Source organism: Anaerolineales bacterium (assembly GCA_037382465.1).
GTDB lineage: Bacteria > Chloroflexota > Anaerolineae > Anaerolineales > E44-bin32 > WVZH01.
The window spans coordinates 1-13,569 of sequence record JARRPX010000085.1 but is presented as its reverse complement, the minus strand read 5'-3'; the positions used below and the strand labels follow the sequence as shown (position 1 = coordinate 13,569).

General features: G+C 58.8%; 17 protein-coding genes. 2 read left to right on the top strand and 15 right to left on the bottom strand.

Annotated elements, in window-relative coordinates; translation table 11 throughout:
- Positions 1-69 precede the first annotated feature (69 nt).
- Entirely contained in the window at positions 70-990 is a 921-nt protein-coding gene (locus P8Z34_15725; protein ID MEJ2552125.1) for a 2-dehydropantoate 2-reductase, read from the bottom strand.
- 8 nt (positions 991-998) lie between these two features.
- On the bottom strand, positions 999-1,871 hold the full coding sequence (gene panB / locus P8Z34_15720) for a 3-methyl-2-oxobutanoate hydroxymethyltransferase (GenBank protein ID MEJ2552124.1): 873 nt from the start codon (positions 1,869-1,871) through the stop codon (positions 999-1,001).
- A 189-nt stretch (positions 1,872-2,060) separates the two neighbouring features.
- Between panB and P8Z34_15715 the strand changes: the two genes are divergently transcribed.
- Positions 2,061-2,528, top strand: coding sequence for a YbaK/EbsC family protein (locus P8Z34_15715; protein MEJ2552123.1), 468 nt, complete (start codon positions 2,061-2,063; stop codon positions 2,526-2,528).
- A gap of 26 nt (positions 2,529-2,554) precedes the next feature.
- On the opposite strand, the gene P8Z34_15710 is transcribed toward P8Z34_15715, so the two are convergent.
- The 13 genes from P8Z34_15710 to P8Z34_15650 form a co-directional block, all read right to left on the bottom strand.
- Complete coding sequence (locus P8Z34_15710) at positions 2,555-2,764, bottom strand: hypothetical protein (GenBank protein ID MEJ2552122.1); 210 nt, start codon at positions 2,762-2,764, stop codon at positions 2,555-2,557.
- A gap of 187 nt (positions 2,765-2,951) precedes the next feature.
- The gene (locus P8Z34_15705; protein ID MEJ2552121.1) at positions 2,952-3,551 is read right to left on the bottom strand and encodes a class I SAM-dependent methyltransferase; all 600 of its coding nucleotides are present in this window, start codon (positions 3,549-3,551) and stop codon (positions 2,952-2,954) included.
- 168 nt (positions 3,552-3,719) lie between these two features.
- Entirely contained in the window at positions 3,720-4,709 is a 990-nt protein-coding gene (locus P8Z34_15700; GenBank protein MEJ2552120.1) for a hypothetical protein, read from the bottom strand.
- Positions 4,710-4,724: 15 nt separating this feature from the next.
- On the bottom strand, positions 4,725-5,288 hold the full coding sequence (locus P8Z34_15695) for a GNAT family protein (GenBank protein MEJ2552119.1): 564 nt from the start codon (positions 5,286-5,288) through the stop codon (positions 4,725-4,727).
- A gap of 101 nt (positions 5,289-5,389) precedes the next feature.
- A complete protein-coding gene (gene deoC, locus P8Z34_15690; protein ID MEJ2552118.1) occupies positions 5,390-6,109 on the bottom strand; it encodes a deoxyribose-phosphate aldolase in 720 nt (239 codons plus the stop codon).
- A 46-nt stretch (positions 6,110-6,155) separates the two neighbouring features.
- Positions 6,156-6,809, bottom strand: a complete 654-nt coding sequence (locus tag P8Z34_15685) for a hypothetical protein (GenBank protein MEJ2552117.1) — start codon at positions 6,807-6,809, stop codon at positions 6,156-6,158.
- A 61-nt stretch (positions 6,810-6,870) separates the two neighbouring features.
- Positions 6,871-8,280 carry an Ig-like domain-containing protein gene (locus tag P8Z34_15680; protein ID MEJ2552116.1) on the bottom strand — a complete coding sequence of 470 codons (1,410 nt, stop codon included), beginning with the start codon at positions 8,278-8,280 and terminating at the stop codon, positions 6,871-6,873.
- A gap of 8 nt (positions 8,281-8,288) precedes the next feature.
- Complete coding sequence (locus P8Z34_15675; GenBank protein MEJ2552115.1) at positions 8,289-9,353, bottom strand: bifunctional phosphoglucose/phosphomannose isomerase; 1,065 nt, start codon at positions 9,351-9,353, stop codon at positions 8,289-8,291.
- On the bottom strand, positions 9,350-10,171 hold the full coding sequence (gene rsmI / locus P8Z34_15670) for a 16S rRNA (cytidine(1402)-2'-O)-methyltransferase (protein ID MEJ2552114.1): 822 nt from the start codon (positions 10,169-10,171) through the stop codon (positions 9,350-9,352). The genes P8Z34_15675 and rsmI overlap by 4 nt, the downstream gene beginning before the upstream one ends.
- An 80-nt stretch (positions 10,172-10,251) precedes the next feature.
- Complete coding sequence (locus tag P8Z34_15665) at positions 10,252-11,205, bottom strand: BtrH N-terminal domain-containing protein (protein ID MEJ2552113.1); 954 nt, start codon at positions 11,203-11,205, stop codon at positions 10,252-10,254.
- A complete protein-coding gene (locus P8Z34_15660; protein MEJ2552112.1) occupies positions 11,183-11,872 on the bottom strand; it encodes a GyrI-like domain-containing protein in 690 nt (229 codons plus the stop codon). The genes P8Z34_15665 and P8Z34_15660 overlap by 23 nt, the downstream gene beginning before the upstream one ends.
- Entirely contained in the window at positions 11,859-12,398 is a 540-nt protein-coding gene (locus P8Z34_15655; GenBank protein ID MEJ2552111.1) for a PadR family transcriptional regulator, read from the bottom strand. Before P8Z34_15655 ends, P8Z34_15660 begins: the two co-directional genes overlap by 14 nt.
- Before the next feature lie 230 nt (positions 12,399-12,628).
- Positions 12,629-12,991, bottom strand: a complete 363-nt coding sequence (locus tag P8Z34_15650; protein MEJ2552110.1) for a hypothetical protein — start codon at positions 12,989-12,991, stop codon at positions 12,629-12,631.
- Here P8Z34_15650 and P8Z34_15645 point away from each other — a divergent pair.
- The coding region (locus P8Z34_15645) for a hypothetical protein (protein ID MEJ2552109.1) at positions 12,978-13,569 on the top strand (592 nt) is incomplete at its 3' end. The genes P8Z34_15650 and P8Z34_15645 overlap by 14 nt on opposite strands.

Here is a 13,569-nt window from a genome sequence, read left to right as displayed (position 1 = left end):
CGAAACCCAAAGGCGATTCGAGTTCCGCACGTGCACTTCGTAACTCTTGTATGCTCTCAACGATTCTCATCACGCATCTCTCCGGCTGACCGAAACCAAGGCGTGGACTAAATGCCACAGCGTTTCGGTGACTGGTACCTTCAAGCCAATTTCTTCAGCCGCCTCTACGACGGCGCCGTTGATGGCGTCGATCTCGGTCGGTGCGCCGCGGGTGACATCCTGCAGCATGGAGGAGCGGTTTTGTGCCGTCTGTCTTGCAACGCGTTCCACTTCTTCGGCCGGATCGCTGTACGGCAAGGTAACGCCGCAAGCGTGCGCCACGCAAGCCACCTCCGCGGCAGCGGCTTGCATCAGCCGGCGCGCGTGCGGCTGCTCCAGCAAATCGCCGTTGGGAACGCCGAGGATCGCCGTCAGCGGATTGATGGCCGCGTTGACGACCATCTTCCCCCAGAGTACGCTTTCCATGTCTGCGGCAATTTCAACTTCGAAGTCCGCCGTCTCCAACAATTCGACCAGCGGTGCCGAACGCGGATGTTCGGCGATGAGGACCACGCCCTCTCCACCTTCCCGGACGCGGCCCGGCCCCAACAACGTTGCGCCTGTGGTCGTCACCCCTTGCGCCGCCCGCGGTTCCCCCAGGACGCGCTGCAGGATCTCGAAATTGCCCAAACCGTTCTGCAGCGTCAACGCCACGCCGTCCTCGTCCAGACAGGCAGCCAATTGCTCCGCCGCACGCCCGGTTTGCCAGGACTTCACAAGAACCAACGCGCTGCGATGTCCTTCACAGTCTGCCGGATCGTTCGTAGCGCGCACCTTGAAGGAGCGTGTTTCACCGTCCGCTGCCGTCAGCTGCACGCCGTTCTCCTGGAGCGCCGCCAACCCCTGCGGCCAGGTTCCCAGCAGCGTGACTTCGGCATACGGCGCCTGGCGTGCGGCGAAGTAGCACGCCAATGCGCCGATCCCGGCGATCAAAATCGACTCAGGCGGCATACTTTCTCTCAATCATCGAGCAGCCCGGTCAACGCGTCCCATTCTTCGTCCGGCATTTCGATGCTGTGCTCGTCCGCCGGAAAGCGGCCGCTTTCGACGTCAGCTTTGTAATCAGCGAAAGCTTTCACCATTTCACTGTGAAAATCGGCGTATTGCTTGACGAAGCGTGGAGTGAAGCGCTCGAAGAGGCCCAGCACGTCGTGCGAGACCAGCACCTGTCCGTCGCAGCCGGCGCCCGCCCCGATGCCAATGGTGGGAATCTCCAAGCGCTTCGAGATCAAGCGTCCCAGGCGCGCGGGAATCGTTTCGAAGACGATGGAGAAGCAGCCGGCCTCCTGCAGCAGTAAGGCGTCATCGAGCAGCCGTTTGGCTGCCTGGGCCGATTTGCCCTGAGCACGATAGCCGCCGAATTGATGCACCGACTGCGGCGTGAGGCCGAGATGTCCCTGTACAGGGATGCCCGCGGAAACGATGGCCTCGATCGCCGGGACTCGCTCGCGCCCACCTTCCAGCTTCACTGAATCCATGCCCGCTTCCTTGATGAAGCGGCCCGCGTTGCGCACCGCTTCTTCCACGGAAACCTGGTAGGACATGAAGGGCATATCGCCGATCAGCAGAGCATGCGTGGCGCCCCTGGCCACGGCTTTGCAGTGATGCAGCATGTCGTCCATGGTCACCGGCAGGGTGTTTTCGTAGCCCAGGACTACCATGCCTAGCGAGTCACCAACAAGAATGGCATCGATCTCGGCCAAGTCGACGGCCAACGCAGTGGCGTAATCGTAGGCCGTGAGTACGCTGATCGGCTCGTCGCGCGCTTTTTTCTGCTGGAATGTACGCGTGGTGACTTTCTTGCGTTTTAGGGAATCGGATGAATTTGACACGGCTATCTCCTCCTTCGAGTGAGATGCCCATCGGTCCGGGGTACGTGCCCGCCTGGACCTGGGCGGGATGCAGAACAACCTTTTACCGTCTCGGTCCGCTGGATCCGAGCGGCCGGCGTATTATAGCAGATATCTTAAAAGTAGGTCTCGAGATTTTTATTGTCGCTGCGATAGAATAATAGGTAACCGATGACCACAACTCCCGTCACCTGCGCGCTGGATTCCCTCAATATCCCTCACCGCCTGCACCTGCACACCAGGCCGCTGCGTTCGCTCGAACAGGCGGCGAGTGAGCGCGGGCTGCTGCCGGATCAAATCGTGCGCAGTCTGGTGTTTCGGCTCGAAGACGAGCGCTACGTCATGGTGCTCATGCCGGGTCCGGGAAAAGTCGATTGGCCGAAATTACGCCACCACCTGGGGGTTTCGCGCATCACCACCGCGGAAGCAGATGAGGTGCGCACGATTACGGGCTACGAAACCGGCGCGGTTTCGCCCTTCGGTTTGCCCGCGCCCCTGCGTATCCTCGCCGACCGCAGGATCATGGATCACGAAACCATCTCCATCGGCGCCGGGATCCGCAACGCGGGCATCATCCTCCAACGGGATGACCTGCTGCGTGCCATCAAACCGGAGTTGGGTGATTTTTCGGCAGATTGACGCGGCCACAGGCCGCGCTCTGGGTTTCACCTCTCTGGCCTTGAAGATCCTCCAAGCAACGCGCCCGCCAACAGGCCGAACGCCAGAGCGGCAGCGATGAGACAGACGCCTGCGGCCATCCAACCCCCACCCAGGGCGGACACCAGGGCGGCGAGAAGTCCGGCGACGCCGGTAATCACGCCTCCGATTGCGGCGATCCCGATCAAACTGTTCACCCATCCATTGTCAGTATTCATGCGAGAATCCTCCTCATGCTCTCGAAACCTGAAGCAAACACACGTTCGCGTCTCTCGAAGGTTCTTTGAAATCGCTGCAGGAATTCTATCCGCATACCGAAATCGAGATCCACATTGAACCCGAATGCAGGATGACCCCCTTTGGTTACGGCATCGGCATGTTGCTTCTTGATGGCTCGATTCGAAATCACTTACGAATGGCGAATATGTGATAACGTTTATCAAGCGCATCGACTTCCGGCTCATACCCCATTTCACGGAACATTCCAAAATAGTCTTGGGGAGCATCGTCGTTGAGACTCGCGAGCCAAATCACGATCTTCTCAGTAATCGATTCATCATCCGTTTTCGGCCACTCAGCGATGTAGATTCGTCCCCCTGTTTTACAAACCCGTACCATCTCGCGCAGCGCTTCCCCGGCATCGATCGCGTCACCACTGAGGGCGTTCGTGGCAACGACTTGATCGAAGCTGCCCTCAGCGTACGGCAAACGGTAAAAACTCCCCCGCTGGAACTCGGCGTTTGGCACCTTCCGCTGCGCCTGTGCGAGCATTCCCCCTGAAAGATCCACGCCGTAGCACTTCAACCCCTTTTCCCTGGCCATCGCCAGCAGCGTCCCCGTGCCGCAAGCCACGTCGAGAAGCGTGCCGGTGGTCAGTTTCTCCACGATTTTCTCGCGCCCGGTTTCGCCGATGGGGAAGAAGAGCTTCATGAATCTGTCGTAGTATGGGGACAACCGGTCGAACGTTTTGGTCGTCCAAATACGAGGGTTTTTTCGATCTCTCATCTGTCTTATCCCTGGAACTTGATCTATGTGACTGCCGCATGAGAGACCTTTGAACGCATTTCGAATTCAAGGTTCCTCTGGATACGCTCTCATCTTACACCATCAAACCGCAATCCATGCACCATCTTCGGAGAGTGGTTTCTGAGTGTTGAGATTGGTTTCCCTGAATCATACAGCTTCGGGTTGGGGCTTATCGATGCCTTTCGAATTCAACCGAGCGGCAACATCACGTCTCAAACGCCACAGTGCCAGGACCGTCGCCATAGCCACCACGCTCGATCCCTGCCAGTCGGCAAGATCCTGATCGACGCTGAAGTAGATAAAAAAACCCAGAAATCCTGCAATCAAAGCCAGCCGGTGGCGGTCGTCCCAATCCGCGCCATAATTGGACCACCGCATGGTCAACCACAGCGTGGCGGCGTCGAGCAGCACCAGGAACATCATCGTTACCACCAACGGTGGTCTGGCTGCCTCCGCGGTGAGGAAAATCGTGAAAAAGAAAATGGTCATGTTCACCAAACCGAGCAGAAAGAAGGCCAACGGGTGGGGGACGGTTCGTCGAAATTGAGAACGTGGAAGCGCCGGCAAACGATGCGCCATCCAGGCCAAGGCAAATACGGCCATCCAGGCGAGGATGTACCACCCCATTGGCGGCCGATAGGAAGTCATCCACCATCCCAGCGGAGCCCACAAAAGCAAGCCCAGGAAGCAGGCGGTCAGTGCCTTATCGCCGAGCCATGGCTGCCGTCGTCGATCGGCATACAGTATCTCGGCCAGCATCACGCTGGCGCCGATGCTGATCAGCGTGTGAAAATGGATCACCATCGCCGACCATGTCCAGTTTACTCCGGCGACGTGATTGTACTGCGCCAGCGCCCCCAGTTCATCCCAACGGGGATTGAACAACGAACGCACCACGACGCCTTCCTCGTAGATGCCGTAAGCCGCACCGAGCAGCAGCAAACTGAACCCCCCCTTGTGCCAGCGAACCGTCAGCTCGCGGCAGACCAACGCACCCAAACCGTAGGGAAGCGAGAGCAGTAGAAAATTCAGGGGCTGGATGAACGCCAACGGCGTTTGGTGACGGGAGACGAGTTCTCCCAGAATCGGGGCGAGCAGGAGCAGAGTAAGCCCGGGAGGGATGTGTTTCATCGACACGGTTTCCCTCCATCCCTATCGAAGATCATCGGGAACGAGCGAATACATGGCCGCATCGATATGTCGATCGCCGATCTTGATACGCTTACGCAGGATCCCTTCGAAAAGTGCGCCGGCCTTCTCGGCAACCCGCCGGCTGGCCCAGTTCTCCACACCGACGACGATTTCGACACGCTGCAGCCCAACCACTCGAAAGCCGAACCGCGTCAGGAGCTGCGCCGCTTCCGTCGCGATGCCTTTACCCGTACGGTCGGAACGAACCCAATAGCCAAGATTGGCGAATCGATGGCGTTGAACGATCTGGCTGAGCGCACACAAACCGAGGAGTTGGCCGCGATCTGCATCGACCATCGCGAAATCGTACGCTTCTCCATCGTCCCATATACGAGGAAGTGTTTCCAACCTTTCCAATGTGTCATCGATCGAATAATCCGGAGAGCACCAATCCATCCAGGGCATGAGTTCGCTCAAGGATGCGTGCACCGCTTCATAAATCGACTCGGCGTCCTTCATTTGTGGAGGGCGAAGAATTATCCTTCCCGTGTCGTGCCTGAGTTCGATGTCCCTCGCAATACTCATGTCACCTTCCCTGCCTGCGCATCACCCATCGAGCGCCTCGCTTGATGGGAAATCCCCTCTTTTGAAATCCATCGACCAGAGTTCGGCCCGGCGACGGCCCGCTATCGAAAACCTCGCCGCTTTGCCTCTTCGAGAATCTCGACGGTCGCCGTTGCGCCGATACGTGTGACGCCCAAACTGCGGACCCGGAGCAAGTCGTCCAACGTCCGCACCCCGCCCGCCGCTTTTACGCCTACGTCGGGGTCACTGCACCTGCGCATGAGACGCAGATCGTGATCGGTGGCGCCGGCATACGCATACATGCCGTTGGCTTGTTTCACGAATCCGTATCCGGTCGAGGTCTTGACGTAAGCCACACCGATCTGCGAGCATATCTCGCACAACCTGCGGATGTGTACATCTTCGAGGTAATCGTTCTCGAAAATGACCTTCAGGATCGCACCTCGTCCCGTGACGGCCTCGTTAACCGCGTCGATCTCCCCGGCGACGTAGTCCCAATCCTCTCCAAGGACCTTGCCGACGTTCACGACCATGTCGATCTCACTCGCACCTTCCAAGACGGATTCATCCGCTTCCCGGACTTTTAGCGACGTGGTGCTGTTGCCGTGCGGAAATGCGGCCACGCCGCAAACACCGACATCCGAACCATGCAGCACCTCAGCCGCCATGCGAACGGCGTACGGTTTCACACAGGCCGTGGCTACGTCGTACTCCTTTGCCAGCTCACAGCCTTTTACGATCGCTTCATCCGTGAGAGTCGGATGCAGCAGCGAATGATCGATCATCTTGGCCAAGGTCACCAGCCGGGGAACTTCATTCATCACAATCGCTCACTTGCTTTACGGAGTCGAATGAATCACCGCACGCTCATTCCGGCGTCAAGAACGCCACCGCTTTCGCGACGACTCCCTTGACGGCTTCCACGGAGGCCTCGAGATTTCCCACCACGTCCATGCTGTGATCGGCGTCCTCGACGACGCAGAGTTCGAAGAGCCGCGAAGCGCGTAGATAACCGATAGCCGCTTCGTTGAAAAAACGATCCGACGTTCCGGTAGCCAGGAAAGCGGGCTGCCTGGTCTCCATGAAAGTAGCATCGAAAAAAGGATGCCCAAATGGTGGATTGAACAAGACGAGGCGCGCCGCCTCGAGCCCGGGTTCCAACTGGCAGATGTGGGCGGCGACGCTGGCGCCGATCGACTTTCCCGCAAAACCGATACGGGGATAGCTGCGCTCGGAGAGCAGGTATTGGACCGCAGCGATACATTCGCCGACCAACCCGGGAATCGTCTCCAGAGACAGCTCTTCCATGCGCGTCTGGTAGCCGTAGGTCACGGCGAAGGAATCCCAACCGGATGCCTGCAGCATCTCGCTGAGGTAGTACAACATCGGCCCATCGACACCGTAGTTTCCCCCGGGTAAAAGGACGATCAGACCATCCGCTTCCCCCTTCTGGCGGTAGAACTTGTGCATCAAGGGGCGCCCATCACTCGTTTGAATGGGTAGACGGATTACATCCGCCATGCTTTCCTCCTTCGCGAAAAATCGTGATGTGGAATCCGAAATCCCGGGGCCGGCAAACGGACTACGGGACCCACTGCGGCGCGTAGCCGCCTTCGACCAGCAGTTCCGCGTCCTCCCCATCGACTCCGATCACCCAGATTTCGATCGGCTGCGTGAGGTTTGCCTGGTTCTTGCGCACGAAGGTCAACATCCGAGTATCGTGGCTCCAGACGACGGAAGACACGTGCAAGTTCGGCTCAGCGGTCAATTGCCGGGGATCCGATCCGTCCGCGCGCATGATCCACAGCTGCCGGCCGAGAGTCCAGCGCTCGTTATCCAGGTATTTGCGGGTGAAGGCGATCCATTCTCCGTCCGGGGAATAGAGCGGCGCGGCGTCCTCCACCTGCCCCGCTTCGTCCCCCGTCAGATCCGCAATGCTGCCCGTAGCGACGTCCATACGATAGACGTGGCTGTAAAAGTCCACCTGCGAATCGTCGCTCGAGTCGCCCTCCACGATGACGATGGACGCGTAGATCAAATCCTGGCCGTCCGGCGACCAGGCGCCATTCAGCCCCAGATCGTTGGGAATGAAGTTGAACGGGCTTTCCCCGAGACCATTTTCGACATCCACGAGAGCGATCGCCTTCAAGGTATCATCGTAGTACGCCAAACGGCCGGTCGTCGACCAGTCGGGATTGGATCTGGCGTGGTCCAAGTCTCCGACCGGCAGCGCTTCGTCCCCGGATTCCAAATCCAGCACCCATACACTGCTCGGTCCCGGAAACGGCTGCCCGCCTTGCCCGGAGACGAAGCCGAAACGCTCGAAAGCGATCCGCTGCCCATCGGGTTCGTGGGCAATTTCCTGACAGTGATCCCCTTGTGGACATGCATACAGCAAGCGGTCCTCCCCGCTCGAAAGTGAAATCGCCCGCAGCTCGATGTTACCATCCGCGCGCATCGTCGAGTAGATTACGGTGTCTCCGCCGGGATCCAGGCTGTAATCGAGAATACCCGCTTCGGTCTGCGTCAGGCGCTCCGCATCCTCACCTTCCAGATGGCGGAGATAGAGATCCGCCGGACCGGATTCGGGCCACAGATAAAGAATTCGCCTTTTTGTGATCTGAAAGGACCAGGTGTAGCTGCGCAGCATCGGCAGAAGGATCCTGGCGCTGGCGCCGGATTTCAATCGCAGCGTCACCCTGGCGCCTTCGGGCCAGCCCGCCTGCGGTTGGAACGTCAAGGTCCGATCTTCCCACGTGAAGTCGCCCGGCACATCGGGTATGAAGGAAATTCGAGATTCGACGGAGGCGTGGTCCATCTCATGGGTGAACGTAATTTGAAACGCACGCCTCGATGAGACGTCGCCGCTGCCGTCTTGCGGCTCGATCTGTACGACCCGCGGCGTGGCGAGTAGAAACAACGCCGCCAAGGCGAGAAACAGGGCCGCGCCGCCGAGCAAGGCTCGCGGCATGCCTGAAACAGGGGATCTCATGCCGCCTCCTACGCGGGAAATTCCTTCAGCCGCGCCTTCAGATCCTCGATCGCATCCACCGGTGTTGGATCGACCCCGTATGCCATGGCCAGATAATAGCTTACGTAATCTCCAAAGTGCAGCGCCGTCCATTGCTGTGCCAGGGGAGAGTCACCGTGGCCTTCGACGACGTCGGTGTTGAACCCCTCCACCATCATGATTTCCCTGGTTACATCGATGCGTGCCAGGTTCCTGGGATGATTGTGCGCCGCACGCAGAAAAACGATCATCGTTTCAGCGAACAACGCCTCCGGATTCACGACGCCGGCCACCATGTTGTGATCTCCTTCCGGCAGGACCTCGAACTGCGCCACGGCCTTGGCCAGCTCGGCGATCTGCGTTCGCCAGCGACGCGCGACCGGCGCCAGAAAATCCGCAGCGATGATCGTCGGCCAACGGTCGACCAACTGCCCGGCCAGGCGTTTCGCCGGGTTTTCCACGACGGGAACTTCAGCGCGCAGCCGGGATTGCTGCTCTTGCATGGCTTGCACGGCCCCCATGAGGTCCTCCTGCGGGTCGGGGATCAATCCCAGACGGCTGATCGCCGCCAGGAGCAGACCAAAAGAGAAACCTACCACCGCCCGCGGCGGTCCAGGATGGTCGAACCGCCAGAGGGGAATACCCAGAGATTCGGCTCGTTCTGCCAAGCGTCCACCCGTCGTCACGACCAGAAGCTGGACGCCCGTTTCAACGCCGCGTTCCAGCGCCGAATTCGTCTCTTCCGTGTTGCCCGAAAAAGATGAAGCGACGACCAGCGTCTCCGGGCCGTCGGCGTACGCGGGCAGATCGTAATTGCGCCAAACCTGGATGGGCACTGCACACATCGGCGCAGCGTAGGCGGCGAGCAAATCGCCGCCGATGGCCGAGCCTCCCATGCCGGCGATGATGATACGCCGAACACCGGAAATGTCTCCCAACGGCAGTTTACGCCCCAGCTCCCATGCTTCCTGGAGTTGATCCGGAAGGGAGTCGATCGTGGTCAGTAACCCCTCGGGATCGCAAGATCGAATGTGTTGCAGATCGTCCAGTTTCATTTCTCCTCCATGATTAACTGATACACTTCGCGCCGCGCCCAGCCGGATTCCAGGGCAATATCTCGTGCCACCTGCGATGGACTGCTCCCCCGTTCCATGCGCCGAACCACTTCGGCCTGGACTTTGTCCTTCGTCCATCGTTCTCCCTGCGGCGCGCCGCCGATCACCAGCGTGAACTCACCGCGCGGTTCGACTCCGCTGAAATGCGCACGTATCGTCTGCAGCGAGCCGCGCAGGATCTCCTCGTGCATCTTGGTCAACTCGCGGCATACGGCCGCAGGACGTTGGGGTCCGAAAATCGATATCATGTCGTCCAATGCCTGTCGCAGGCGGTGAGGCACCTCGAAGAGGATCAACGTACGGCGTTCGTCGGCCAGGTTTTCCAGCACGCTGTGTCTTTCGGAGATTTTACGCGGCAAATAACCCAGGAAAATGTAGGAGTCCGTAGGCAGTCCGGAGGCGACCAGCGCAGCGATCGGCGCCGAGGGACCGGGAACCGGAGTCACCGCGTGACCCGCATCCAAAGCTGCGCGGACAAGACGGTATCCCGGATCGGAAAGTCCCGGCGTTCCGGCGTCGGAAACCAGCGCCACGTCGCCCGCCGCGAGTTCGTTCAGGACGCGCTCGATGCGGGTTTGTTTGCTGTACTCGTGATAGCTGATCAACGGGGTATCGATTTGATAGTGCCCGAGCAATTTACCGGTGTGCCGCGTGTCTTCCGCAGCGATGCAGCGCACGTCTCGCAGCGTGTCGATCGCGCGCTGCGTGATGTCTGCGAGATTTCCGATGGGGGTGGCGACCAAGTACAGCGTTCCCACGCCGCTATTGTAGCAGAGACCTACAACTTATCGAGGTAGAAGAAAATGATCCGCTGTCATGCAGATCAGCGCATCAACGGTCAAACGGTGGACAGATCACCCAGTTCGCGCCAGATGGATTCTTCCGCATCCGCGATGTCCAGCAACGGATCCGTCGTCTCCGGCAGCACCGAGGCCGGATCGTCGATCTCCGACAGGCGTTTCTGCCCCGTGATCTCTGCCGCTTCCTTCAGAAAACGGCCGTACATGTAGCGAAAAATGCCGCCGCCCGAACCGCCTTCGGCATCGATGAAGATGTAGGTGTTGAAGCACGCCCAGTTCAACTCTTCATTGGACAACTTCTCCGGCCATTTCCGCACCATCTTTGCCGCCTTGCGTATGCCTCTGACCCCGATGTTGGAAATCGGGCCTTCGAGCATCGTCTCGCACACATCCCGGATCGCCTGCCGGACTTCTTCAGGTTTTGGCGGCCTTTTTTGACTGAAATCGAAGCCGTACCAGGTATTTTGGGGTGGAAAGGGCTTGAACGTCGATCCGCGAGCCACTGCTAAATCATCCATGGAAACCGGATGCAGCGCGGTATCGCGGTCCGCAAGCAGTACGTCCCCACTCGCCGCATCATAGCCACACACGACCACGACGTGCTGGCCAAAATGATAGCCATCCGGGAGATCGAAATAGGGCAGAAAGCCCATGTCGACGTGAATCATGAGCGGTTGGCACGCCTGCATGGAATCCAACAGCGCCTCATCGGCTTTCTTGCGGCTGCTGGTGTGGAAGCGTTCCACGCGGACGCCGGTGCGCCTTCCCGTGGTAATCTCCAGACCCTCCACACCCGGTCGATGCACGTTGCCGCGGCCGAGGAACATGGGGATCATGCCCTTCTGATGCCAATAGAAGAATCCCAGCCCCGAACCGATACCTAGGAGCATGTCCTCGCTCAACGGATGGCTGTTGAAGTGATAAACATGCAGCATCGAACCGGTAACGCAGTGATGGGTTTCGAAGGATCTAAAACCTTGCAAAGGATTCATCGACACATTTATTCTCCTTAACCGGCTGCCGCAGCACGGTCTTGAGTTTTTCCGGTGCCGTCTTGCGCGGGTCGCTGAGATAGATTTCGTGATGCTTCCCGCCTTCGACGTAACCGTTGTTGGGGATGAAATCGAGGTGCATTTCGGCCAGCACGGGCCCCTCGTCGGCGTACGGCCCTACGTGTAATACCTGAACCGAAAGGCCCTCGTCGAGCGAATCAAAACGCAGCTTTTCCAGTGCGGGGAGATCTTTCGCCTTTCCGACTTGTTCACGGATTCGTGTGACCATCTCTGCCGTGATCCAGGCCGGCTGCATGATCATCATCGTCCACCGCCATTCATGCCGATCCGAAACGGCGAAGATCGCCTGCCAATCCGCCGCATTTTGTGCCGCAGCCAGTTTTGCCTGCATCCCTTCCGATCCCCACAACCCTTCCAGTGGCGGGACGACGTAGTCCTTAGCCAGCTCTTTCTTGCTCGTGAACTTGAGTTTGTACGCCGTGGCGTAGAGCGCTTCGACGGCCTGCTGATAGGCCGGCGCCGTGTTGGGGTCGCCGCGGCCATCGATCATGATGTAGTTCATCCTCGGCACTTCCACGATGGAGAACCTGCCCCGGGGTGGGCTGTACAGGTCTTTCATCTGCTTCTTGAAATCAATCTTGGTCATCTCTCTCCGTCTCCACCTGCCGGGTGAATTTTTCGATCCATTGCTGCTCGGCCTCGATCATCGTCAGCGAATGTTCGAACACCGCCTCCACGAAGTAGGGCAGCGGACGCTGGGAGTCCCGACGTTCGCGTATGTGCATCGAACGCTCCTGCAGCGCCTGGTGATACTTGCGCAGCGATAGCAGCGCCTCCTCCTGCCCGATCCCCGGCATGTTGGCCAGCCCCAGCTGCAGCGGACTGTAGCAGTGCTGCGGAATCGAGAGCGACTCCAACACGCCCGCGTGCAGCACATCCCGCCCCGCACGTGTGATGTGATAGACCTTGCGCGCCGGGCCGCGCTCGGCCGCTTCCAGATCTCCCTCAAGCAAACCTTCGTCTTCCAGTTTCTTGAGCAGGTAATAGATCGAGGAGAAACCGATCTCCGTCCATTCGCGCATGCCGCGTTCCTCGATCACGCTCTCGATTTCGTAGCCGTGCCGGGGTTTTTCCGAAATCAAACTCAATATCGCCAGTTCTGCGTTTGTCACACGATTATCCTATCACTATATTATTCTAATTTTAGAATACTACGCAATATCAAGTTTGTCAATGACTTCCCCTTCCGCCGTACGAGTTGTTGACCGCATTAGAATGGCGTATTCGCAAGCTTCAAGTTGTACAATCAATGTGTCACAAGTTGCATGGAGTAATCGTTACAGAAAGCAAGAGGGGCCACGAATCATCCGCACACCCCACGCACACCCCTTGAAAACAGGTTCTAGACAAATAATCGGATTACAAAAGGGGAGGACTCGCCATGTGTAGAAAAATGAAATCCGGCGCTGTGATATTCACGGCCTAATTCATCACCATCTTGCTTGCCGGCTGCAATCCACCATCCGTGATCAACGTCACCTGCAGTGAGAACGACCTGATCCTCGCCATCAATGCGGCCAACGCAAACAACGACACCACCGTCATCAATCTCGATCCGAACTGCACCTACACCTTCACCTCCGAGGACAACGACGACGGCGGACACGGCTACAACGCGCTTCCGATCATCACCACGAACATGCGCATCAACGGCAACGCTGCGCTGCTGCAGCGTCGGCGGCGGACTCACCTTGAACCAGGTCACGCTGGAGGCCAATCTCAGTCAAACCTTCGGCGGTGCGATCTTCAACCGCGGCACCGTCACCGCCGATCAGGACACGCTTTTCCTCACCAACCGTGCCGCCCAGGGCGGCGCCATCTTCAACGCCGGGGACGTCGGCATTCCCATGACCCTCAACCACACGACCTTTCGCGGCAACATCGCCTGGCAGGGCGGCGCGATCTACAGCGAAAGCGCCGAAGCACAGTTCGCCTTCTACAACGTGGAGTTCCACAACAATGAATCTCGCTCGCACGGTGGGGCCATCTACGCCGAAGACGGCCGTTTCACCCTCGGCGGAAATACCTTCCAGGAGAACTCCGCCATGGTCCAGGGTTCCGCCGCGCCAAGCCACGGCGGTGCGATCTATATCGAGAACGGTCGTTTCGATATTTCCAGCACCCTTTTCGAACTGAACGAGTCTGCGCAAAGTGGCGGCGCGATCTACAATCAGAACGGAGACCTCACGCTGAAAAGCCAAATCACCTTCGCCAACAACTACGCCGGCCTTCAACCTCCATCGGGAAGTCCTGGAAGCGGCGGCGGCATGTACAATCAAACCG